Annotated in this window: 22 protein-coding genes; 11 read left to right on the forward strand and 11 right to left on the reverse strand. The window is 71.4% G+C overall.

Annotated elements, in window-relative coordinates:
* Positions 1–5 precede the first annotated feature (5 nt).
* Positions 6–551 carry a hypothetical protein gene (locus KOI47_RS01730; RefSeq protein WP_216213168.1) on the forward strand — a complete coding sequence of 182 codons (546 nt, stop codon included), beginning with the start codon at positions 6–8 and terminating at the stop codon, positions 549–551.
* A gap of 101 nt (positions 552–652) precedes the next feature.
* Here KOI47_RS01730 and KOI47_RS01735 read toward each other — a convergent pair whose 3' ends face one another.
* Entirely contained in the window at positions 653–1,297 is a 645-nt protein-coding gene (locus tag KOI47_RS01735) for a hypothetical protein (RefSeq protein WP_216213171.1), read from the reverse strand.
* Between the two features lie 348 nt (positions 1,298–1,645).
* On the opposite strand from KOI47_RS01735, the gene KOI47_RS01740 reads away from it, so the two are divergent.
* The 3 genes from KOI47_RS01740 to KOI47_RS01750 all read left to right on the forward strand — a co-directional run bounded on the left by KOI47_RS01740 (position 1,646) and on the right by KOI47_RS01750 (position 5,566).
* The gene (locus tag KOI47_RS01740; RefSeq protein ID WP_216213173.1) at positions 1,646–2,452 is read left to right on the forward strand and encodes a S1 family peptidase; all 807 of its coding nucleotides are present in this window, start codon (positions 1,646–1,648) and stop codon (positions 2,450–2,452) included.
* A 97-nt stretch (positions 2,453–2,549) separates the two neighbouring features.
* On the forward strand, positions 2,550–4,559 hold the full coding sequence (locus tag KOI47_RS01745; protein WP_216217016.1) for a heavy metal translocating P-type ATPase: 2,010 nt from the start codon (positions 2,550–2,552) through the stop codon (positions 4,557–4,559).
* A gap of 260 nt (positions 4,560–4,819) precedes the next feature.
* On the forward strand, positions 4,820–5,566 hold the full coding sequence (locus KOI47_RS01750; protein ID WP_216213175.1) for a hypothetical protein: 747 nt from the start codon (positions 4,820–4,822) through the stop codon (positions 5,564–5,566).
* Positions 5,567–5,714: 148 nt separating this feature from the next.
* On the opposite strand, the gene KOI47_RS01755 is transcribed toward KOI47_RS01750, so the two are convergent.
* A complete protein-coding gene (locus KOI47_RS01755) occupies positions 5,715–8,576 on the reverse strand; it encodes an ATP-binding protein (protein WP_216213177.1) in 2,862 nt (953 codons plus the stop codon).
* Between the two features lie 86 nt (positions 8,577–8,662).
* Positions 8,663–9,787 carry a winged helix DNA-binding domain-containing protein gene (locus KOI47_RS01760; protein ID WP_216213179.1) on the reverse strand — a complete coding sequence of 375 codons (1,125 nt, stop codon included), beginning with the start codon at positions 9,785–9,787 and terminating at the stop codon, positions 8,663–8,665.
* Positions 9,788–10,005: 218 nt separating this feature from the next.
* On the opposite strand from KOI47_RS01760, the gene KOI47_RS01765 reads away from it, so the two are divergent.
* Together KOI47_RS01765 and KOI47_RS01770 are read left to right on the forward strand one after the other, a co-directional pair.
* On the forward strand, positions 10,006–11,034 hold the full coding sequence (locus tag KOI47_RS01765) for a beta-ketoacyl-ACP synthase III (protein WP_456318993.1): 1,029 nt from the start codon (positions 10,006–10,008) through the stop codon (positions 11,032–11,034).
* Between the two features lie 106 nt (positions 11,035–11,140).
* Positions 11,141–12,685, forward strand: a complete 1,545-nt coding sequence (locus tag KOI47_RS01770) for a hypothetical protein (RefSeq protein ID WP_216213182.1) — start codon at positions 11,141–11,143, stop codon at positions 12,683–12,685.
* Positions 12,686–12,723: 38 nt separating this feature from the next.
* Here KOI47_RS01770 and KOI47_RS01775 read toward each other — a convergent pair whose 3' ends face one another.
* The 4 genes from KOI47_RS01775 to KOI47_RS01790 form a co-directional block, all read right to left on the reverse strand.
* Positions 12,724–14,211, reverse strand: coding sequence for an adenylate/guanylate cyclase domain-containing protein (locus KOI47_RS01775; RefSeq protein WP_216213185.1), 1,488 nt, complete (start codon positions 14,209–14,211; stop codon positions 12,724–12,726).
* A 29-nt stretch (positions 14,212–14,240) separates the two neighbouring features.
* Positions 14,241–15,179: a non-homologous end-joining DNA ligase gene (gene ligD, locus KOI47_RS01780; RefSeq protein WP_216213188.1), complete on the reverse strand. Its 939-nt coding sequence runs from the start codon at positions 15,177–15,179 to the stop codon at positions 14,241–14,243.
* Between the two features lie 82 nt (positions 15,180–15,261).
* On the reverse strand, positions 15,262–15,549 hold the full coding sequence (locus tag KOI47_RS01785; RefSeq protein WP_216213191.1) for a hypothetical protein: 288 nt from the start codon (positions 15,547–15,549) through the stop codon (positions 15,262–15,264).
* 93 nt (positions 15,550–15,642) lie between these two features.
* Complete coding sequence (locus KOI47_RS01790; protein WP_216213195.1) at positions 15,643–16,800, reverse strand: phosphotransferase; 1,158 nt, start codon at positions 16,798–16,800, stop codon at positions 15,643–15,645.
* 101 nt (positions 16,801–16,901) lie between these two features.
* Between KOI47_RS01790 and KOI47_RS01795 the strand changes: the two genes are divergently transcribed.
* On the forward strand, positions 16,902–17,663 hold the full coding sequence (locus KOI47_RS01795) for a hypothetical protein (protein ID WP_216213198.1): 762 nt from the start codon (positions 16,902–16,904) through the stop codon (positions 17,661–17,663).
* A gap of 24 nt (positions 17,664–17,687) precedes the next feature.
* Positions 17,688–18,107, forward strand: coding sequence for a CBS domain-containing protein (locus KOI47_RS01800; protein WP_216213201.1), 420 nt, complete (start codon positions 17,688–17,690; stop codon positions 18,105–18,107).
* A 29-nt stretch (positions 18,108–18,136) separates the two neighbouring features.
* Here KOI47_RS01800 and KOI47_RS01805 read toward each other — a convergent pair whose 3' ends face one another.
* The 4 genes from KOI47_RS01805 to KOI47_RS01820 are packed head-to-tail and all read right to left on the reverse strand — an operon-like array spanning position 18,137 to position 20,918.
* Positions 18,137–18,940 (reverse strand): SigB/SigF/SigG family RNA polymerase sigma factor, encoded by an 804-nt coding sequence (locus tag KOI47_RS01805; protein ID WP_216213204.1) that lies wholly within the window; start codon positions 18,938–18,940, stop codon positions 18,137–18,139.
* The gene (locus KOI47_RS01810; RefSeq protein WP_216213206.1) at positions 18,937–19,380 is read right to left on the reverse strand and encodes an ATP-binding protein; all 444 of its coding nucleotides are present in this window, start codon (positions 19,378–19,380) and stop codon (positions 18,937–18,939) included. The genes KOI47_RS01805 and KOI47_RS01810 overlap by 4 nt, the downstream gene beginning before the upstream one ends.
* A gap of 59 nt (positions 19,381–19,439) precedes the next feature.
* Positions 19,440–19,769: a plasmid stabilization protein gene (locus KOI47_RS01815; RefSeq protein WP_216213211.1), complete on the reverse strand. Its 330-nt coding sequence runs from the start codon at positions 19,767–19,769 to the stop codon at positions 19,440–19,442.
* A gap of 42 nt (positions 19,770–19,811) precedes the next feature.
* Positions 19,812–20,918: an Rv2629 family ribosome hibernation factor gene (locus KOI47_RS01820; RefSeq protein WP_216213214.1), complete on the reverse strand. Its 1,107-nt coding sequence runs from the start codon at positions 20,916–20,918 to the stop codon at positions 19,812–19,814.
* Between the two features lie 117 nt (positions 20,919–21,035).
* Here KOI47_RS01820 and KOI47_RS01825 point away from each other — a divergent pair, with 117 nt between their 5' ends.
* The 3 genes from KOI47_RS01825 (at position 21,036) to KOI47_RS01835 (ending at position 22,678) form a co-directional block, all read left to right on the forward strand.
* The gene (locus KOI47_RS01825; protein ID WP_216213216.1) at positions 21,036–21,497 is read left to right on the forward strand and encodes a DUF1203 domain-containing protein; all 462 of its coding nucleotides are present in this window, start codon (positions 21,036–21,038) and stop codon (positions 21,495–21,497) included.
* A 92-nt stretch (positions 21,498–21,589) separates the two neighbouring features.
* Positions 21,590–22,354: a sulfite exporter TauE/SafE family protein gene (locus tag KOI47_RS01830; protein WP_216213219.1), complete on the forward strand. Its 765-nt coding sequence runs from the start codon at positions 21,590–21,592 to the stop codon at positions 22,352–22,354.
* A gap of 63 nt (positions 22,355–22,417) precedes the next feature.
* On the forward strand, positions 22,418–22,678 hold the full coding sequence (locus tag KOI47_RS01835; protein WP_216213221.1) for a hypothetical protein: 261 nt from the start codon (positions 22,418–22,420) through the stop codon (positions 22,676–22,678).
* The last annotated feature ends 10 nt before the right edge of the window (positions 22,679–22,688 follow it).

Below are 22,688 nucleotides of genomic sequence, written 5' to 3' on the forward strand. Positions count from 1 at the left end.
TGGCGGTGTCGAGACTGGCGAGACTGTGGCGACTGCCGCGCCCGCGGCGCGGGCCCGGAACCCCGGTGCTGCTGGTGCTGACCGCGGCGGTGCTGGTGGGGCTCGGGTCCTGGTTCCTTGCCGAGGCACGGGCCGCGGCCTCCGGTGGGGCGGACGGCAACGCCGCCCTGGTGGACACCGGCCTGACCACCGAGGTGAGCGGGCAGGTCGGCGAGGCGCTGGAACGGGTCTTTTCCTATTCCTACGACGATATGGCGGCCACCGAGCGGGCGGCCGAGCAGGTGCTGGCCGGTTCCGCGGTGCAGGACTACGACCTGCTGTTCGGTCAGGTGCGGGACAAGGCGCCGGAGCAGAAGCTGGTGCTGTCCACCACGGTTTCGGTCAGCGGGGTGCGGACCGTGGACTCGTCCAGTGCGCATCTGCTGGTGTTCCTTGACCAGACGGCCACCAGAGTGGACACCGGCAAGAGCAACGCCACCGCGGCCGTGCTGAGCGTGGACGCCGAGCGGATGGACGGCCGCTGGAAGATCACCGGACTGGTGCCGCGCTAAGGCCGTGTTTAAGAAGGCGCGCGCCCGCGCATCACCTCAGGCAGCCACCTTCTTAAACAGCGCCTAAGGCCGGGGCGCGGGTTGCGCGCCCCGGCGGCCGATCAGTTCGCCCAGGCGAGGGTGAGTTTCAGGTCGTTGTCCGGGCCTGCGATCAGGGCGTCCAGCGCGAGGTCGGCTACCCAGGGGATGACGGTGAGTACCTTGCAGCCACTGAACTTCGGGATGGTGAACGTGCTGAGCAGGTCACCGCCGACCAGCGGGTTGAAGCCGGGGGCCGAGGCCAGCGAAACGGTGGCTGGGGTCTTGGTCCGGCAGTTGTCCCCGATGAACGCGGGCACACCCGCCACCTTCACATTACTCAGTTTCAGGGTGACATTGGCCTCCGCTGTCACCGAGCCGCCGTCAATTTTTCCGGTCGTCTGACCCTGTGGGATCAAATCGAGGTCGGCGCTCACCGGAACGAAACCGAATACGGTGAACTCGCCATGTGCCGTGTCCATGTCGAGGTCGGCGACGAATTCACCGGACGCCACGTCGATGTGCGCGGACAGGCTGCCCTGGCCCAGTTCCAGGGTGGAGCCGAGTTTCTCGACCGTAGCCGTGCCACCGGTGACGTCGTAGTTGAAGGTGACCGGTGCGGCGGCGGCCGTTCCGGCACTCAGCAGGCCACTGACCAGTACCGCGGCCCCGCAGGTCGCCGCGAGCCGGTGCCAGGGTCTTGATCTCTTGCGTGAACCATTCAGCATGGAAATCTCCTGCATGACGAGCAGACGCGAATACAGACTTTGGTCACAGAGTTTTCGCAGGGTGTACCTACCAATGGGTAGGTTACAGTTGTGTGTTGCCCGCCACAAGGCCGATTCGGGCGCATTGTTCGTTCCGGGTTATCGTTCCGTTTTATTTGTACCCCGCATGACTAATTCCGATCCCGGGTTTTGTCGCCGAGGTGAGCGCATCCCCCGTCCGGGGGGTGTGGTGTGAACGTGCGTGCGGTGGGAACGGGCGCCGACTTTCGTCTGGTGACCGGGCGCGTCGGCTCGCTCACTCTTTCGTGGGGACGCCGGTGATCGTCGCCGGTGGGAAGGAGAAGCTCGATGAGGAAGCGCGCACTCGCCGCGGCCCTGCTGGCAGGCTCGGCCATAACGCTCGGCCTGGTGGCGCCCGCCACCGGCGCCGAGCGGGACTCCGGGGCGCAGCCGTTCATCGTGGGCGGCGTGGACGCGACCGAGACCTACGGCTTCATGGCGGGTATGCAGACCACGGACGGCAGGCACAACTGCGGCGCCTCGCTGATCAGTGCGCGGTGGCTGGTGACCGCCGCACACTGCGTGACCGACCCGAGCACCGACCGGGCCGTGGACCCTGCCCGGTGGCAGTACCGGATCGGCAGCACCGACCGCACCAGCGGCGGCGAGGTCGCGGCGGTGGCCGAGTTCATCCCGCACGAGAACTGGTCCTGGCGCGGGCCGGGCCAGTACGACATCGCGCTGGCGCGGCTGGCCGCGCCGGTGGCCGCGGAGCCGATCGAGATCGGCAGCTCTCCCGCGCCGGGTGCCGAGGTCAGGGAACTCGGCTGGGGGCTGACCTGCCCCACCCGTGGCTGCGGGCCCGCGCCGGTCACGCTGCAACAGCTGGACACCACGATCGCCGCCGACAGCCGCTGCGGCAGCGGGTTCGACCCGGACAGCGAGCTGTGCATGGACAACAAGGGCGGCGAAGGCAGCTCCTGCTACGGCGACTCCGGTGGTCCCGCCGTGGTCCGCAGCGGCGGCAGGTGGGTGCTGGTCGGTGCCACCAGCCGGGGGCAGACCGCCAGCTGCCCGGAACTGCCCGGCATCTACACCGATGTGACCTCCTACACCGGCTGGATCGCCGAGCGGACCGGCGGCCAGGCGGGCTGACCAGGTACGACGCCCGCGGTGGTGGATCCACCACCGCGGGCGTCGCCGCGTTCGCCGAGTTGCCAACATACCCTGTAGGGGTATTGTGTCCGGCGTGATGGACACGCATGCCGGACACGAAACCGGACAGCACGAACACGAGCACGGGCACGGTGACCACGCCGCGGTCTTCCGGGACCGGTTCTGGCTGAGCCTCGGCCTTGCCGTCCCGGTGGTCGCCGGCAGTCATATGGTCGCCGACCTGCTCGGCTACCAGATCCCCTCCTGGGCGGGCTGGATCGCGCCGGTACTGGGCACGGTCGTCTTCCTCTACGGTGGCTGGCCGTTCCTTTCCGGCGCGGTCGGCGAGCTGCGCCAGCGGCAGCCGGGGATGATGACCCTGGTCGCGCTGGCGATCAGCGTGGCCTTCATCGCCAGCGGCCTCACCTCGCTCGGGGTCGGCGGGCTCCAGCTGGACTTCTGGTGGGAGCTCGCGCTGCTGGTCGTGATCATGCTGCTCGGGCACTGGGTGGAGATGCGTGCCCTCGGCCAGGCGTCCGGCGCACTGGAGGCGCTGGCCGAACTGCTGCCGGACGAGGCGGAACGGGTGCGGGACGACGGCGAGGTGCAGCCGGTCGCGCTGACCGAGCTGCGGGTCGGGGACCTGGTGCTGGTCCGTTCCGGGGGCCGGGTGCCTGCCGACGGCACCGTGGTCGAAGGCGCTGCCGAGCTGGACGAGTCCATGGTCACCGGCGAGTCGGGCACCGTGCGCAGGGCCGATGGCGACCAGGTCGTCGCCGGAACCGTGGCCACCGACTCGGCGATCAGGGTCCGGGTGGACGCGGTCGGCGAGGACACCGCGCTGGCCGGGATCCGGCGGCTGGTCGCCGACGCCCAGGGCTCCCGTTCGCGCGCACAGGCCCTGGCCGACCGCGCGGCCGCGCTGCTGTTCTGGTTCGCCCTGCTGGCGGGGGTGCTCACCTACCTGGTCTGGTCCCTGCTCGGGGCGGCCTCGGATGCCGTCGAGCGCACCGTCACCGTGCTGGTGATCGCCTGCCCGCATGCCCTCGGCCTTGCGATTCCGCTGGTGATCGCGATCTCCACCGGAATGTCGGCCCGCGCGGGCATCCTGGTCACCGATCGGCTGGCGCTGGAACGGATGCGTTCCGTGGACGCGGTGCTGTTCGACAAGACCGGCACCCTCACCAAGGGACGCCCTGCGGTGACCGAGGTGCTGGCGGGCGACAAGGCCGACGAGGACACCGTGCTGGGACTGGCCGCAGCTGCCGAGTACGACTCGGAGCATCCACTGGCGACGGCCATTGTGGACGCCGCCAGGGAGCGTGCGAATCCGCCCAGGGCAACGGATTTCCGCTCGCTGACCGGTCGTGGCGTGGTAGCCACAGTGGACGGAAAGGAGATCGCCGTCGGCGGGCCCTCGTTGCTGCGGCACTACGGGGCCGAGCCGCCCGCGCGGCTCGAGCAGCGTACCCGGGCGCTCGCGGACCGGGGCGCGACCGTGCTGCACGTGCTGCGGGACGGGGTGGTGATCGGTGCGCTGGCGCTGGCCGACGAGATCCGCCCGGAGTCGAGGCAGGCCGTGGACGCGCTGCATGCCGAGGGGGTCCGGGTCGTGCTGATCACCGGGGATGCCCGCAACGTCGCCGAGTCGGTGGCCGCCGACCTCGGCGTGGACGAGGTGTTCGCCGAGGTGTTGCCGCAGGACAAGGATTCCGCCGTGGCGCGGCTGCAGGAGCGTGGCCACCGGGTGGCCATGGTCGGCGACGGGGTGAACGACGCACCCGCGCTCGCCAGGGCCGATGTCGGCATCGCGATCGGGGCGGGCACCGATGTGGCGATCGAGTCGGCCGGGGTGGTGCTGGTCTCCGACGACCCGCGCGGGGTGCTCGCGGTGCGCAGGCTTTCCGTTGCCAGCTACCGGAAGATGTGGCAGAACCTCGGCTGGGCTGCGGGGTACAACGTGGTGGCCGTGCCACTGGCTGCCGGTGTGCTCGCCTCGGTCGGGTTCGTGCTGCCGCCTGCGGTGGGCGCCGTGGTGATGAGCCTGTCCACGATCGTGGTGGCGCTCAACGCCCAGTTACTCCGCCGGGTAAGTCTGTCGGGCTGACGGCCCGCTCCCCGAGGCCGCCCACTCCGACCGAAAGTTGACCGGGCGCGCGGATATTCACTCTATCGAGTCGTTTATTGTCTCGGCTCGGCCGCGCGGTAGTGACAAGCGCTCCGGTAGCCGGTAAACAGCATTTAGTAACCGGTCGCTGGTCGCGATGTCAAGGGCGATCACGTTCGGTGGTATGGGGACGCTCGAAACGGCTCGGTCGGCCAGTTTGTCTGCCGGCGGTCGGCGGCGCACGTCGATGGAGGTAGCTGATGGCGCGCACGGTCCTGCCGAACAGGCCGGGCAGTGGGGGGCAGGACACCGATTCCGTCGCCGAACTGCGCGACCGCACCGGCATCCTGGCGGCCAGCCTGCCGGGCAGGCGCAGGCAGCCTTCCGCGGCCGAACCGGAGGATTCGCTGCTGGCGCAGCCGTATCCCGCGGACCACCCGCCCGCCGACTGGTTCGAGCCGGTGTCCCGGCCCCGCGAGATCGGCCGTGCCGGGGTGGTCGCATGGGCCGCGGGCGCGCTCATGTTCGTGGTGCTGGTCAGCGGCGTCTACGGAACCGGTTACCAGCGCAACACCCCTGCCGACGCCTCGGACGGGCGGGCGCAGCCGACCACCAGCACACCGGCACCGGTGGCCGAGATCCCGCCGAAGCCCGCACCGGACTCGCCGGAGCCGAGGACCAGCGCCCGCACCGAGTCCACCCCGCGACCCGTCGAGCCGGAGCCTGCGCCACGCCGCGAACCGGCCGTCGCCCCGGAGACCGAGGCCGAGGCCGAACGCCCGGTCCTCCGCAGCGACGCGCGGCCGCCATCGACGCAACCCGCCGAGGAACCGCGCGAGGAGGTCCGGATCCGGATCCCGAGCCTGCAGGACTTCATCGAATCGCACGACCTGTCGGAGTTCACCGACTTCACCGAGTTCGGCGACACCGGTTCCCCGCAGACCACCCAGCTGCGCACCGACCAGGCGGAGTTGCGGATCTTCCCGGAGGCGTTCCTGCCCCGCTGACCCGGATGTGGACGGCCAAAGCACGCATGTGGCCGGCAAACACGCGGATGTGGGCGGCAAACACACCGGATGCGCGTGTTTGCCGCCTACGCGCACGCGTTTGCCGTCCACGCGCACGCGTTGGCCGTCCACATCCGGCCCGGGCGGGTCAGCTGGCCTTCTGCGGGGCCTGCTTGCCGACCTCGGTACGGGAACGCAGACCGAGCTTGCGCAGCACGCGGGTGACGTGCTGCTCCACCGTGCGCGGGGAGAGGAACAGGCCCTCGGCGATCTCCCGGTTGGTACGGCCACAGGCCAGCATCGCGGCCACCTCGCGTTCCCTCGGCGAGAGCTGGTCACCGTAGCCGCGCCGGCCCCGGCGGGAAGGGCGCCAGGCGCCGAGTTCGCGCAGCGCGTACCGGCAGCGGCCGGCGTCCCTGGTCGCGCCGAGGCGGGAGTAGGCCTCCGCGGCCGAGCGCAGCCCGTCCACGCCGCCCTGCGCACCGGCGGCCAGCAGGCAGCAGGCCGCCTCCTCGGTGGATACCGCGGCGGGGTATGGCATGGGCAACGCCAGGTAGCCGCTGGCCGCCTCCTCGAAGGCCGCCGCCGCCCGCTTGTGCTCGGCCCTTGCCTCCAGTAACACCGCCCGCGCGGCCACCAGGCTGGTGTGCGCCAGTGGCGCGTCCCGGCCGGTGATGCCCGCGGCGAACTCCGCAACGGCGGCCTCGGCCTCGGGCAACCGCCCGGCGAGCGCATAGGCCCGTGCGGCTGGCGGGAGCAGTTCGGCCGCCCACACCCAGACCCCCTTGCGCCGGGCGAGGCGCAGGCCGTGCCCGGCGACCTCGGCCGCGCCACGGACGTCCTCACCCGCCAGCAGCACCCTGGTGAGCATGCCCGCAGCGGAAAGCACCACCGGCAGCACGGCACCCTGCGGTTTGGTCAGCCCGCTGGCCCGCAACAGCCGCCGTGCCGCTTCGAACTCGCCCCGCACCGCGGCGAGCGCCCCGCGCACCAGCTGGGCCTCCGCCACCACCGGCCCGACATCGGCACAACGTTGCTGGATCGACTCCGCGCGTTCGGCCAGGCCGGTCCACTCGCCGGTGAGCCAGTCCAGCCGCAGCCGCGAGCCGCCCGCGACGCTGCCTGCGAACAGCGCGCCCGCCTCCTCGGCCATCCGCACCCCACCGGCCAGCAGCTCGGCGGCCCGGTCCAGCCTGCCGATCCAGGACTGCGCGTCGGCGAGGTTGCACCACAGCCGCGCCAGCTGCACCCGCTCGCCCGCGGTGGGGGCGGTGTCCGGCATGCCCTCGAACTCCCGCCAGGCCGCGCCGTCGCCGACATGCGCCCGGCAGGCGATCCGGTCGGCCCGCAGCGCGAGCCGCAGCTCGGGGTCCGCCAGCTCCGGGAACACCGCGTCCACTTCGGACATCCAGTGTTCGTGCCAGACCAGCGGGGCCAGCCCCTCCAGCGGGATGGCGAGCAGGTTGTACCCGCGCACGGCCAGGTCCGGCCGGTCGGCCAGCTCGGCGACCGCCTGCTCCACCTCTGCCCGCGCGCGTAGCAGCCGCCCCGGCAGCCGCACCAGCAGCAGCCCGAGGTTGAGCCGGATCCGGCCCCTGGCGAGCCCGCCGAGCTCACCCCGGTCGACCACCCTGCGCAACGTCCCGATCAGCTCCGGCCGGTGCGCGCGCAGCGCGATCTCGCTGAGCCGCACCGCGAACCGTTCCACGTCCCCGGCGCCGAGCGGGCCCGCCAGCAGCTCCTGCAACACGTCCAGTGCCGCCGAGGTCTGCCCGGCCTCGATCGCTCGCTCCACCGCGGCCTCGGCGTAGTGCAGCCATTGCGGTAGGTGCCCTGCTGCCCGCGCGTGCCGGGCCAGCTGCGCCAGCGGTGGATCCGCACCCGCGCCGAGCACCTCGATCGCCTTGTTATGCAACAGCTCCCGTTCCGGCGGACTGATCGACTCGTACACCGCGGTGTGCGCGAAGTCGTGCCGGAAGCCGTAGCGGTCCTGGGTTACCTGGTGCAGCACCCCGCCGCGCACCGCGGCGGTCAGTGCGGCGCCCAGCCTGCCGGTGCGCAGTCCGCACAGGGCACCGATCGTGCCGGCGTCCGTCGGCGTGCCGAGCACCGCGGCCGCCCTGGCCAGCGTGGCCGCCGGGCCGGGCAGCGCGGCCATCCGGGCCTGCACGGCCTCGCGCAGCGGCGCAGGCACGGGCAGTTCGGCCACCGCCCGGCCGCCCGTGCCCTCGGCCACCAGCGCTCCGGAAGCGCTCAGCGCCCGCAGGGTCTCCTCGACCACGAAAGGGATTCCTGCGGTGCGGTCGTGCAGCTTCCCGGTGAACTCTTTATCCACTGTGGATTCATTGAGGACGGTAGCGGCCAGGGCGTGCACCTCGCGCGGGTCCAGCGGGCGCAGTCGCATCCGGACGGTCGGCACGCCGACGGCGATCCGCGCCGGTGCCTCCAGCGGCCCGCCAGGGGGCAGTTCGGTGTCGGTGTAGGCCAGCAGGATGCCGAGCCGGTCCGGCGGATCGGCGAGCAGGAACCGCAGCACCTCGCGGGTGAGCGGGTCGGCCCACTGCAGGTCGTCGATGACCAGCAGGGCGCGGCCGCAGGCCGCCAGCACCTCGCGGATCGCGCGGAACTGCCGGTGTCGCTCGGCGGCGCGGTCCGGTAACGGCTCCGGGCGCGCGGGCAGCGCCTCGGCGATCTCCGGCAGTAGCGGGCGCAGGACCCCGGCCACCGAGCTCAGCGGGCCCAGTGGGTCCAGCCCGCCCGCCCGGCGCAGCGCGTCCAGCACCGGGCCGTAGGGGAAGGGGTCCCGTGCGGGCTGGCAGGCACCGAGCAGCAGGTTGTCGGCACGGAACTCGCTCAGCCGCACCAGTTCCCGTACCAGCCTGGTCTTGCCGATCCCGGCCTCACCGGCCACCAGCGCGACCGAGGGGCGCTTGCCGAGCACATCGCGGAGTATCCCCAAGTCCCGCGCGCGTCCGACGAGCGCGGCCGAGCCGTCGAGCAGGGCGACCATGATGGCTCTCCTTCGGGCGCCGCGGCAGGGTACGCGGCGCTGAAGGAAGCGTAGGCAGCAGGTTAACGGGGGTAAACCGGCTGATGCTACTTAGGTGCTGACCCATTGGGGTGATGCCAGCGAATCCGCGGCCGCTCCGTGCCCGGCGACACCATGGCCAGCAGCCTCCGGCCTTCCCGTTCCAGTGCCCTGATGTCCTTTATGGACACTTCGCGGAACAGTTCGATCTCCAGCGTCGTCTCCCCGCGGGCGGTGCTGGTCTTCCACATGCCACAGACGAATCCGTCGACCAGGGCCGTGCCCCTGATCAGGCCGTTCTTGGTGAACACCCGGGCCCGGTCCGGCTCGCTGATGATCCGGCCGCGGTCGGCATGGGAGAGCAGCACGTTGTCGAACGGGGCGAGCAGCCGGGGCGGGGCCGGGGTCGCCGGATCCGGCCGGGGTGCGTCCGGCAGGTCCCACAGCCGGGTTCCGCCAGGGCCGGTGAACTCGCGCAGCAGGGGGCGCAGCCGCCGCACCACCTCGCCGAGGCCGGTCAGTCCGCACCACGCCTGGATGTCCCGCACGCTCGCCGGTCCGAACGCGCCGAGGTAGCGCAGCACCATCCGCTCGATGTCGGGGCTTTCGTGCGCGCCGCGGCCGAGCCAGGCCTCGACCGTGGTGTTCACCGGACGTCCGGAGCTGCCCCACAGGCCCCGCGGTGGGAGCTGGACCAGCGGGGTGAGCGCCTGCACGGCGTTGGCCATGGCCCGCCCGTCCCGGTCCGGCCAGCGCTCCCGCAGACGCTCGCCGAGTTCGGCAGGCGTGCTGGGCTGCCGGGCCAGCACCGCGCGGCCGGCCTCGGCCAGTTCGTTCAGGTCCATGCCGCGGATCGCCGCACCCCACTGGCTGCCGCGCAGCATGCGCTCCAGCACCGGCCGCAGCAGTGGGCGTAACTCGAGGCAGTCCCGCGCGGAAACCAGATGGATGGTCCCGCGCAGCACCGTCGTGCGGACCACCTCGCGTTCGGTGACCAGGGCGTTCACCTCCGCGGGGTCGAACTCTTCGATCCGGCTGCACAGCCCGTAGAACGGCGGGTCCGGGTTCTGGGCCTGCATACCGACCAGGTGCTCGATCACCTCGATGGCGGTGTGCCGCTCCCGGCGCAGCAGCAGCTGGCGGGCGAGCAGCGCGCGGTTCAGCGCGCGCGGGCTGAGTTCCTCCGTGCTCATGACCTGCACATTAGAGTGAATTCCGGTCACTTTCCGGCCTGCTGAACAGGAAGTGTCCCTCGCCCATTACCGCACTCCACTGTGAAGTGAAAGGTGCTCATGTTGAGACTTGGGTCACACGGGCGAGGGTTTACCGATTGGTAGGCCGTAGAAATACCAAGGGGGCTGGTATCGAGAGAGTTCCCCTTTCCACTCGCCGACTTGGAGGGACAATCCCGGTGCCGATGCAGGACGCGCGTCGCGCGGCGGTGGTGACTGGACTCGGCGGCTGGCTGCCGCCCCGGGTAGTGGACAACGCCGAACTCGAGCAGCGGTTGGACACCTCGGACGAGTGGATCCGCAACCGGACCGGCATCCGCGAGCGGCACGTGGTCGAACCCGGACTGTCCACAGTCGACATGGCCGTGGAGGCGGGTAAGTGTGCCCTGCGGTCGGCGGGCTCCGATGTCGTGGACGCACTGGTGCTGGCCACCGCGACCCCGGACTACCTGTGCCCGGCCAGTGCCCCCGAGGTGGCCAGCAAGCTGGGGCTGGGCGGGGTGGCCGCCTTCGACGTCAACGCGGTGTGCAGTGGCTTCGTCTACGCCCTCGCCACCGCAGCCGGTCTGATCGCGGGCGGGGTGGCAGGCCGCGTGCTGGTGATCGGCTCGGACGCGTTCACCACCCTGCTGGACCCCGACGACCGCAGCACGGTGCCGATTTTCGGGGACGGAGCGGGAGCGGTGGTGCTGCGTGCGGGCACCGCCGAGGAACTCGGCGCGCTCGGCCCGTTCGACCTGCACAGCGACGGGGAGCTGACCGACCTGCTGGTGGTCCCCGCAGGCGGGGCGAAGCAACGCCGGTCGGCGGACCCGCGGGAGCACTTCCTTGCCATGCAGGGCACCGCGGTGTTCCGCCAGGCCAGCGCCAGGATGGCGGAGTCGTCCCGCGCGGTGCTGGACCGGATGGGCTGGTCGGTCGGTGAGGTGGACCGGTTCGTCGGGCACCAGGCCAACATCCGGATCCTGAACGCGGTCGCCAAGCAGCTCGGGCTGTCCGCCGACGGTCTGGTGGTCAATGTGGACCGTACCGGCAACACCAGCGCAGCCTCGATCCCGCTGGCGCTGACCGACGCCTGCGTTGCCGGCTCGTTGCGAGCCGGAGACCGGGTGCTGGTCAGCGCGTTCGGCGCGGGCCTCACCTGGGGTTCCACCGCGCTGCACTGGCCGGACCTGCCGAAGGTGGAGTCACCCCGCGGCGGGGAGTGACCGCCAGGACGGGTAGCCGCGGTGCCGAGGCTCGTCACGCTGCGCGGCGCGGGTCACCGGGTCGGCGGCTGTCGGGGCGGTCGGCGTGCCCGGCAGGCTGAGTCGGATGAAGCCGGCTCGCCAGACGCACCTCAACCAGGCACTGATGCGGATTCCGCGGCGGGCGGAGAGCGTGGACCGCAGCACGCTCGCCGCAACGTACGTCGCGGCCGGATCGTTCGCGGCAATGCTGCACTCCGCCGACCATCAGATCCTCTACGGGCGGCGCGGGACCGGGAAGACGCACGCCCTGCTCTACCTGAGCGATCTCGTCGAACGGGCAGGGGACGTGGCGGTATACGTCGATCTCCGTACGATCGGCGCGGCGAGCGGGCTCTATGCCGACAGCACCCAGAGCCTCTCCGTTCGTGGCACCCAGCTGCTTGTCGACACCCTCGAAGCCATCCACGAGCAGCTGCTGACCGTGCTGTTCGAGCGCGAGGTCGGTGACCAGGATCGGTTGCTCAGGGCGCTGGACGACCTGGCAGCAGCAGCCACCGCCGTCGAGGTCGTCGGCGAGGTGGAACGGGAAACCACCCGCAACGACTCGGCGGAAACCAGCGCTGGTATGACCCTGGGCACGGCCACGGGTGGCTCGGTACAGATCGAACGGCGAGCCGCGGCGAGCGCCCAGCGCAGGCTGCGCCGTACCGGTATCGAGCGCCATCACGTCGTGTTCGGCCCGCTGAGCCGCGCGCTGCACCGCGTGGCCGCCTCGCTTGGCCGAGCCCGGATATGGCTGCTGCTCGACGAATGGAGCAGCGTTCCGGTGGACTTGCAACCCCTGCTGGCCGATCTGCTGCGGCGGTGTGTGCTGCCGGCAACAGGCCTCACCGTCAAGATCGCCGCGATCGAGCGCCGCTCGACGTTCTCCGTGCGTTCCGGACCGGGGTCCTACCTCGGCATCGAGGTCGGCGCCGACGCCGCCTCCGCGGTCAGTCTCGACGACGTGCTGCTCTTCGACCAGAAACGCACCGCGGCACGGGAGTTCTTCGGGCGGCTCTTCTTCAATCACGTCGCCGCGCTGCTGACCACCATGATCAGCGACCCACCCGCGGACGCCGATCGCCTGCTGGCCGAGGTGTTCCGCCGGGATGCCTTCGCTGAACTGGTCAGGGCGGCCGAGGGCCTGCCTCGCGACGCGATCAACATCGCGGCGCTGGCCGCGCAGCACGCCCACGACGCACCGGTAGGTGTGCCGGACGTCCGGCTCGCCGCCAGGGACTGGTACCTGCGGGACAAGCAGACCGCGTTGACCGCCAACCATGCCGCAGGCCGGATGCTGCGGCTGCTCGTCGACGAGGTCGTCGGCCGTCGCCGCTCCCGCACGTTCCTGCTCGCCCAATCGCCGGATCTCCGCAACGAGGTGATCGACGAGCTGCACGACGCGCGACTGCTGCATCTGCTCCGCCGCGGCATCGTCGACCGGCACCAACCGGGTGCGCTCTACGACGGTTTCGCCATCGACTACGGCTGCTACGTGGCCCTTCTGCTGGAGGATCGAGCCGTCCGCCCCAAAGACCGGGGAACCTGGCTGAGCTCAACCGCCGGGATTCCGCCCGAGGGGTTCAACCCCGCGAAGGAGGCCGTCGACCTGACCAAACTCGGGTAGCGTCCCGGCGCGGACCCGCTTCGCGCCGTCGCATCGGGTCAGGGTTCGTCGGCCCAGGTCCCGGTGGCGGACTGCCTGCCGCGCAGCTGGACGGTGGCGTGCCAGCTCCAGTGCGCACGCTCGCCCCCACCACAGGCGTCCAGTACCGCGTCGCTGGCAAGGATCCGTCCCGGCACCCGCTTGGCGTGCTCGGTGAGCCGGGCGGCCTCGTTCACCGCGTCGCCGATCACCGTGTACTCCAGCCTGCTGCTGGTGCCGAGCTGCCCGGCGAACGCGGGCCCGCAGGCCACCCCGATACCGAGGTCCAGCTCCCCGGCCGCGCGCACCGCGTCCCGGATGGCGCGGGCGGCCCGCAGCGCCGAGGTGGCCGGGTCGGACAGCCGGGTGGGCGCCCCGAAGACGCACAGCGCGGCGTCGCCCTGGAACTTGTTCACCAGGCCGCCGTGGGTGTTCACCGCGTCCACCACGCAGGAGAACAGCTGGTTCAGCTTGCGGACCAGCTCCGGCGGTGGCAGCCGGTAGGCCAGCGCGGTGGAGTCCACCACGTCCACGAACAGCGCGGTCACCTCGCGCACGTCCCCGGACAGCGAGGCACCGTGCTCCAGCGCGTGCCGGGCCACCTCCGCGCCGACGTGCCTGCCGAACAGGTCCCGCATCCGTTCCTGCTCGCGCAGCCCGGCGACCAGTTCGTTGACCGAGTTCTGCAGCATGCCGATCTCGCTGGCGTCGTCCACCGGCACCGAGACGTCCATCCGCCCGCGTGCGATCTCGTCCAGCGCGGTGCGCAGCCGGTGCAGCGGTGCGGCCACCGCCTTGGCCAGCAGTCCGGTGGCCATCGCGCCCACCACCAGCCCGATCGCGCCGAGCAGCAGCAGGCTGGTGGTCGGGTCGTCCGTGCCGAGATAGGGCGGGGCGGCCAGCAACAGCACGCCCAGCAGCGGCACCCCGCTGGCCAGCATCCAGGTCAGCACCAGCCGGGTGAGCACCGTGGTGGGCAGGTTCCCGGTGGGCGGCGCGACGTCCAGCGCCAAGGTCATCACCGGCCGGGCCACCCATTCGGCGGCAAGGTAGGTGAGCCCCACGGTGGTCAGCCCGCCGAGCGCGATAGTGAGGGTGACCCCGCCTGCGTCCCAGCCACTGCCGAGCACGGCGGTGAGGATCCCCAGCCCGGCGGCGCCGATGGACCACAGGGTCCCGCTGACCAGCGCGAGATCCACCGGTAACCGCAGCGCCCTGCGTGCCTCCTCCGGCGAGGGCGGGCGGCCGAACAGGAACCAGATGGCGGTGCGGCGCTGCAGCACCCCCGTCCACACCGTGCCTGCCAGCAGGGACAGTGCTACATAGCCCGCCGAGCAGACGACCAGGGTCCAGTCGTTGCCGCCGACCCCGCTGGGGATGCCCTGCAGGGCCAGCAGCAGGAACACCACCCCGGCACCGCAGATGCTCGCGCCGAAGCCCAGCGCGGCGAAGCCCAGGCTGGTGCGCAGTACGGTCCGGAACCGCCCGGAAAGCCGTGCCCTGGTCACGTCATGATCGTAGGGCCCGTAAGCCCCGCTCAGGCCTCGCGGACCACCTCGGTCGCGCGCTTGTCCTCGCGCAGCCCGGTGTAGCGGGGGTGCCGCAGCCTGCCGTCCTCGGTCCACTCGGTGAACCCCACCTGCACCACCAGCTCCGGTCGCACCCAGTGGCCGCGTTCGCCGACCGGCTCGCCGAACGGCGACTCCTGCTGCCGCAGGTCCTCCAGCCGGGCCCGCAGGCTGCGCAGGGTGCTGGTGTCGTAGCCGGTGCCCACCTTGCCCGCGTAGCGCAGCCGGTCGCCCTCGTAGTAGCCGAGCAGCAAGGCGCCGAAACCCACCCGCGAGCCTGCCGGTTCGGTGAACCCGCCGACCACGAACTCCTGGTCGGCCACGCATTTGAACTTCAGCCAGTCGCGGGAACGGCCGCCCTGGTACGGCGAGTCCGCCCGCTTGGCGATCACACCCTCCCAGCCGGAGGCGCAGGCCTTCCGGTAGTAGGCCTCGCCGTCGCCGTTGCGGTGCTCGGAAAGGCGCAGCGGGTCGGTGAACTCGAAGGCGTCCCGCAGCAGTTGCTTGCGCTGGCGCAGCGGCAGCGGGGAGGCGTCGTGCCCGTCGAAGGCCAGCAGGTCGAACAGGTAGTAGTACACCCGCACCCCGGTGGCCTCGATGCGCACCGGTTCGGTGAGGTGGATCCGCTGCTGTAGCCGGGCGAAGCTGGTCTGCTCCCCTTCGAAGGCGACGATCTCCCCGTCGGCGATGAACCGGGGGCCACCATGCGCGGCCAGCGCGTCCACGATCTCCGGGTAGCTCGCCTCGATCGGCTTGTGGTTGCGGGACCACAGCCGCGGGGTTCCGCCGTCCCGCGCGCAGATCGCCCGCACCCCGTCCAGCTTGCGCTCGAAGATCCAGTTCTCGTCGGAGAAGCGATCACCGGTCAGCGTCGCCAGCATCGGCTGCCGCCAACCGGGATCGCTCATGCTCCAGCTCCTCACTCGTTCTACCAGCAAGTATGTACCCGCTGATGATCGAGGCGAAACGATCTCTTTCCGCGTGCCCGGCTCAGCCGGGGCTGTTCGCGCTGTCCGGCCCGTCCGGGCTGTCGGCCGTGTTCGCGCTGTCGGCCGGGTCGGCGGGCGAGGTCGCGGAACCGGCGGTGTCGGCGCCGTCCGCGGTGTCCGCGTGCGCGGCTGGGGCCGGCTGCGGCTGGACCTGCTGCACGAGGGGGGCGTCCCGCTGGTCCCGCAGGGTGGTCTCGCCGGAGCCGTCGGCCGCCAGTGCCACGGTGGTGCCGAACCCGGCGATGGCCAGGGTGGCGCCCGCGACGACCCAGGTGCGCTTGCCGTTCATGGTGCTTCCTCCTTCTCGGGGAACCGCTTGGCTGTCCCTTTCACGATCGCGAGCGTTGATGAAACGAGATCCCCACTGCTGATGAAGGCCTCCTCACCAACCGCCCCGGTCCAGCCAGCGCTGTGCCAGGGCGAGCCGGTCCGCAGCCTTGCGGGCGCGGTCCGGCTCCCGCACCCGGTGCGGGCCGGTGGCCAGGGACAGCAGCACCGCGGCCACCCGCCTGGCCAGCGCCGCCGGACCCAGTTCGCGGCCGAGCCGGGTGGCCAGCTCGCGGCCGAAGCCCTCGATCCGGGTCGCGGCCCGCGGGTGCAGCCTTGCCAGCAGCGCGAGGTGCGCCAGCAGGCACCCGGCGTCGTCCAGGCGCTCGCCGGTGCCGAGGGTGTCCAGATCGAGCAGGCCGCTGACCCGGCCGTCCGCGACCAGCAGCTGGTTCTCGTAGAAGTCCCCGTGCACGGCCACGGGGGGACCCTCCGGCCGCTCGTGCCGCACCATCGCCGCGATCGCCCTGGCCTGCCCGGCCAGCTCGGGGGCGGTACCGGCCAGCACCTCCGCGTAGTACGGCGCCCGCTGCCCCCAGGTCGGCCGCAAGCGCGTGCCGAGTTCCGGCAGCGTGTCCAGCACCGCCACGATCGTCGCAGGCCTTGGCAGGGCGGCGCGCCCCTCGACCAGCTCGGCGCGCAGGCCGCGGCCGGGGAGTCCGGGCAGCAGCACCAACCCGCGCTCGCTCCAGCCAAGCGAGTCGGGCACCGGGCAGCCCGCGGCCACCGCGCGCCGGTGCCGTTCGTGCAGCCCGCGTGCCCGGTCCGGGCGGAGGACCTTGACGAACACCGTGCGCCCGCCGGGCAGCCCCGCCTCCACCACGGCCCGCCTGCGCGGCCGGTAGGCCCGTACCCGCAGCCGCTCCGGCCTGCTGCCCAGCAGGCCCGCCAGCCCGTCCGGATCGCAGGCAAGGGGCAGCGCGGGCAGTTCGGGGTCGCACGGGAACCGCCACATGCCGATCTCGGTCCGGCCGTCACCGAGCCGGGCCACCCCCGCGGGCAGAGTGCCGGAGCAGGCGCCGAGGGTCTCCGTGCTGACCGAGCCGTCCGCCCAGCGCACCCGCACCGTGTAGCTCACCGTGGTGCGGCTGCCCGGTTGGTGCTCGACCTGGACCGCCGCCCAGTGCTGCGGCCGCCCGCCTGCCGCGCCGAGCACGGCCTCGATCAGCTCACCCGCCGGATCGCCGGTGAGCAGGGAGAGTGCGGTATCCATGGGGGCCACCCTCGGCGCGGCGGATGATGACCCGCTGAGCAGTGGATGAAACCTTCTTCATGCGGGGTGTTCGTCCGCCGTTCACCTTCTAGGGTGACCCGATGGCAACGCTGACCGACCCGGTGGACCTCCGCACCCCGGCCCGGCAGGAGCTGCGCTTCCGGCGGCTCGGTTGGGTGGTGCTGGGGGTCACCCTCGCGCTGAACCTGGCGAGCATGGCCGTGCCCGCCCTGATCGACCACCCGCTGACCCGCAACCGCGGCGAGATCCAGCTCTACCTGGACGTGTTCGTGGAGGGCAACCTGCCGACCTGGTGGAGTACCGGGCTGCTGGTGGTCGCGGCGGTGGTGTTCGCGGTGGTCGGTGGCCTGGCCAGGAGCGCGCGGGCCGGCGAGGCATGGGCCTGGTTCGTCAGCGCCGGGGTGCTCGGCCTGTTGTCCCTTGACGACCACACCCAGCTGCACGAGCGGCTGGACCGGATCGGCAGGCAGCTGGTGTCCTTCGACGGCTTCCCGTTCTACTGGCTGCTGCCCGGGCTGGTGGCAGGCGCCGCGGTGGCCACCGCCTTCCTGCTGCTGGCCTTCCGGCTGCCGAGGGCGGGCACCCTGGGTGTCGCCGGTGGCTGTGCCCTGCTGCTGGCCGGTGCGCTCGGTGGCGAGCTGGCACAGGGTCTGCTGATCGCCGAGGGCGAGAGCGGACCGATCTACGTGCTCACCTACCACGCCGAGGAGCTCGCCGAGAACCTCGGTGTGTTGCTCCTGCTGGCCGCGGCGGTGCGCTCGGTGGTGGTGCTGCGGCAGGAGGGTGACCTGCGGTTGCGGTACCGGGTTTTGCCACCCGGCGAGCGGGTAAGCCGGGAGTAGACCCGCGCAACGGAGGGAGTCCAGATGACCAAGGCACGGGACATCATGACCCCGGACGCGCAGTGCATGCGGACCAGCGACACCGTGCTGGACGCCGCCAGGCGGATGGCCGAGCTGGACGTGGGCGCGCTGCCGATCTGCGGGGAGGACGACCGGCTGAAGGGCATGGTCACCGACCGGGACATCGTGACCAAGGTGCTGGCCGGTGGAAAGGACCCGCGCGCGATGCATGTCGGCGAGCTGGCCCAGGGCGAGGCGGTGACCGTCGGTGCCGATGACGAGGTCGGCGAGGTGCTGCGCACCATGTCCGAGCACCAGGTACGCAGGCTGCCGGTGATCGACGGGCAGGACCTGGTCGGCATGGTCGCGCAGGCCGACGTCGCCAGGGTGCTGGACCAGACCCGGGTCGGTGATGTGGTGGAGGACATCTCTGTTCCAGGCTGATCCCGTTCCCGGTCGGGGAGTGGCCGGGATTACTCCGCGTCCTCCTCGGCTGCCGGGGGCTCGGCCAGCCCGTCGCGGAGCTGGCTGAGCGTCCTGGCCAGCAGCCGGGAGACATGCATCTGGGAGATCCCGACCCGCTCGGCGATCTGGGTCTGGGTCAGGTTGTGCACGAACCGCAACGCGAGGATGCGCCGCTCCCGTTCCGGCAGCTCACGGACCAGCGGCTGGAGGGCCTCGTGATTCTCCACCCCCTCCAGCGCGCTGTCGTCCGCGCCGAGCGTGTCGCCCAGCGCCAGGTTGTCGGTCTCCCCGGACAGCACCTCGTCCAGGGACATGGAGTTGTAGGCGTTGCCTGCCTCGAGGCCCTCGTACACCTCGTTCGGGGTGAGACCGAGGTGGTTGGCCAGCTCGCTGGGGGTCGGCGCGCGGCCCAGCCGCTGGGACAGCTTCGTGCTGGCATTGCTGATGGAAAGGTGTAACTCCTTCAGCCTGCGCGGCACCCGTACCGTCCACCCGGTGTCCCGGAAGTACCGGCGGACCTCGCCCATCACGGTCGGCACCGCGAAGGAGAGGAAGTCCGAGCCGTGCGCGGGGTCGAACCGGTCCACCGCGTTGATCAAGCCGAGGGTGGCGACCTGCACCAGGTCCTCCTTGGCCGCGCCGCGCCCGCTGAACCGCTGTGCCACATGCTCGGCGAGCGGTAGATAGCCGGTGACCAGTTCGTCGCGCAGTTCGGCGTACCGCGGGTCGTCCTGGTCGAGTTCGGCGAGCTGGTCGAACAGGGGCGCGAGATGGCCGTAGTCGTCCGGCTCAGGGCCGGAGTGGCTCCTCACCCCTGAATCACTGGCCGCCGTTTGGCCAGCTCCACGTGCACCCAGTGCGCAGGTGCGCCGTCTGTGCCGTCGCCATCGCTCTCCACCCAGGAAGCGGCCGAGTCGGCCAGGGTGGTCAGCACCCGCCAGCCGAACGAGCCGGTACTGGGGGTGTGCTGGTCCGCACTGCTCACCGCGCCGGTGAAGCGCAGCTCGTCCTGCTTGATGGTGAACCGGCACACCATGATGGTGGCCGGGAGTGCCCTGGTGATCAGGGTGGAACATGCCTCATCCACGGCGAGTCGCAGATCCGCGATGGTGTCCAGGTCGAAGTCGGCGCGCATCGCAATACTCGCCGCGACCGAGCGGATCAGCGGAAGGTGCACCAGATCAGCACCCAGCCGTAGCTCGATATCATCTTGTCCGCCGACACGTTGCGACGGCGGCTCGGTCTCGCTCACGTTCACCTCATCGTGTCGCCCGGCAGGGGGTCGGTCGATCGGTACCAGTCTAGGCCGGGTCACTTACCGAGGGCCTCGCGTAGTTCCTGCTTGGTCATCTTCGATCGTCCCTCGATCCCACGTTGCCTTGCCTCGTTGTAGAGCTGGTCCCTGGTGGGCCCACCGGGCCCGAGCCGCTGCCCCGAGCGCTTGCCGCCCCGCCGCTCCGGCGAGACGTCCTTTGTAGACGTCTTGCTGGCCCGCGCGGACTCACCGGTGCGGGCGCGTTCCTTGTTCACCACCCTGGCGGCGATCTCCTCGGCGCGTTCCTCGCTCGCACCGTACTTGCGCTGGGATTGTTTGATGTACTCGTATTGCCGTTCGCGCTTGGCGTTCCACGCTCGTGGCATCCAGGCCCCTCCGATCCTTGGGTATCGCCCGGCAGCCGACGCTCAGTCGTGCCGGAGCACGGCACCGAAGCCGTCCATCAGCTCCAGCCGGTCACCGGTGTGCACGATCCCGGCTCCGGTCGCGATCGCCGCGGCCGCGATGGCCTCGTCGGCACGCCTGCGCACCGGCTCCTCGGCGCCGATCGCGGTCAGCTCCTCCGCCTGCAGGGCCACCTGTTCTGGGCCGGAACCGGCGAAGACCGTGGCCGCGCTGTCCTGCGCGGCCGGGCTGACCAGCAGGGTGGCCACATTGGCCTCGCGCAGCGCGGTGGTTGTCGCCTGCAGGCCCTGCACGGACAGCCCACCCGCGCGGCCGCTCTCCGCGTTGAACCGCTGCACGGTGTCGTCCAGCCGGTCCTGCCGGGCGTGCTCGAGCAGTTCGTGCACGTGCTTGCGCAGTTCACTGTCCGCGACGCCCTCGGCGCGGCTGCCGGAGCTGACCTCGACGGCGAGCCTGCGGGTCTGTTCCGGCAGCTCGTCGTGCAGTGCCGAGCGCCCCTGCACCTCGCCCGCCAGTACCACCAGCTCGGCTCCGACCCGCTGGGCCAGCTTGCTGAGGTCCTCGGCCACCAGCTGGAGGTTCTGCTTGACCGTTTCCTCGACCCGTTCCTCCATATGCCTGCGGATCTCCCCGGCGTGGGTGACCACATGCACCGGGTGCTCCTGGCCCTGGGTGGTCTCACTGCTCAGCACGTTGCCATCGGCGTCGAAGGCGGTCAGGTCGGCGCCCGTGCTGTCCACCACGGCGATCACGTGCACCGGCGCCGGTTCGCCGTACTCGACCAGAGGCAGCAGGTAGGGCAGGTCGGAATGCCTGCTCACGGTGCCTGCCGGCGGGGTCGGCAGGTGCCGGTCCAGCAGCACCTCGCCGTTCGCGGCGATCAGCGCGCGGCCGCTGCGCCCCACCGGCGGGCTACCCCGCTGGACGGCCTCGGCCATCGCGTCCAGCGTCGGCACCGATGCGCCCTGTTCGGCGAGGTTCGCACGCAGGTCACGCCAGGTGAGCTCGAGCCGCTTGGCCGCGTCCTCGGTGTCGTGCGAGTCCTCGAAGTACACCGAGTCATAGGGACCATCGGCAGTGAGCAGCTCACGCAACCTGGTCGTCTGCACGTCATCCTCCTCGGCCGCGGGTAGGTTCTCCCGGCCGGAGTACCCCGTGCGGTGACCGCGAAACGTGCCGACCGATTACCGCCAGCGGCACGGCCGGTGCCGGATGAGGATCAAGGCATGGCTTATCGCATTGCGGCGCTGGACGAGTCGGTCGCCAAGGAGGTACGCAGCACCCTGCGCGCCCCCGGCTACGGTCATCCGGCGTGGTCGGAGGTACCGGAGACTCCGCAGCCCTGCAGGCTGTGCCTGGAGAAGATCACCGCGCCGGAGCGGCTGATCGCGTTCACCTACGACGCCTTCCACGGCCTGGAGGACTTGCCGCTGCCGGGGCCGATCTTCGTGCACGAGCGGGCCTGCCTGCCGTACCAGCGGGTGGCGGAGTTCCCCGCCCAGCTCGGCAACAGCGGGGTGGTACTGGACGCGTACCGCAGCGGGCGCGGGCTGCTGACCGAGTGGCGGGTGGCCAAGCCGGAGATCGACGCGGCGCTGACCGAGTTGCTCGCCCGCCCGGAGGTCGACTACGTGCACGTGCGCAGCGCCACGGCGGGGTGCTACGTGTGCACCGCGCTCCCGGCCTGAGGGCCGGGGCTCCGGCGCGCGGTTGTCGGGAGAGCCACAACCACTTCGCGAACATCGGACGGGTTGCTTAGGGTCCATCAAGTGATCGCGTCATGACCTGGTGGCACGCCGTGCTGATCGCGTTGGCCGGCGTGTGGGCTGGCACCATCAACACCGTCGTCGGCTCCGGCACCCTGGTGACCTTCCCGGTGCTGGTCGCCCTCGGTTACCCCCCGGTCACCGCGACCACCTCGAACGCCATCGGGCTCGCGCCCGGCACGATCAGCGGGGCGGTGGGCTACCGCAAGGAGCTGACCGGGCAGCTGCGCAGACTGCTCGGCTTCGGGGTGGCCTCGCTGCTAGGCGCGATCGGCGGCACGATCCTGCTGCTGTCCCTGCCCAGCGACGCCTTCGAGACCGTGGTGCCGGTGCTGGTGGGCCTGGCCGTGGTGCTGGTGATCGTGCAGCCGCGGGTGGCCGCCTGGATCGCCACCCGCAACGGCGGGAAGCCGCGGCATCGCGCGGGCCCGTTGCTGGTGTTCCTGATCTTCCTGGTCGGTATCTACGGCGGGTACTTCACCGCGGCCCAGGGCGTGATGCTGATGGCGATCATGGGCATGCTGCTTTCCGAGCCGATCCAGCGGCTGAACGGCATCAAGAACGTGCTGGCCGCGGTGGTCAACGTGGTCGCCGGTACGGTGTACGCCTTCGTTGCCCCGATCAGCTGGCCGGTGGTCGGGCTGCTGGCCGCGGGCTCGGTGGTCGGCGGCCTGCTCGGCGCCAAGATCGGCAGGCGGCTCTCGCCAACGGTGTTGCGCATCGTGATCGTGGTGATCGGCCTCGCCGCCGTGGTCCAGCTCGTCCTCCGACAGCTGTAGGTTCCTGCCCGAAATCGGGCAGGAAATTTGCCCTGGACGGCCCGTCCTGCCAGGGTCGAGTGAATGGACCACGCCGAGCTGGTTCGCCATATCGCCGGATCCACCGGGCTCCCGCCGCCCATCGCGGCCCGCGTGGTGGCGGACGTGATCGCCTACTTCGGCGAGACCACCGAGCAGTTCGTCCGGCGCAGGCACGCGGCGCTGCACCGGCGTGGGCACAAGAACGCGGAGATCTGGCCGATGCTGCTGGCCGAGCTGGCCGCCCGCCCGGTTGGCGCGGGCGAGCTCACCGAGCGGCAGCTACGCCGCATCGTCTACGGGTGAAGGGCTGGAC

Origin of the sequence: Amycolatopsis aidingensis (assembly GCF_018885265.1) — a bacterium.
GTDB lineage: Bacteria > Actinomycetota > Actinomycetes > Mycobacteriales > Pseudonocardiaceae > Amycolatopsis > Amycolatopsis aidingensis.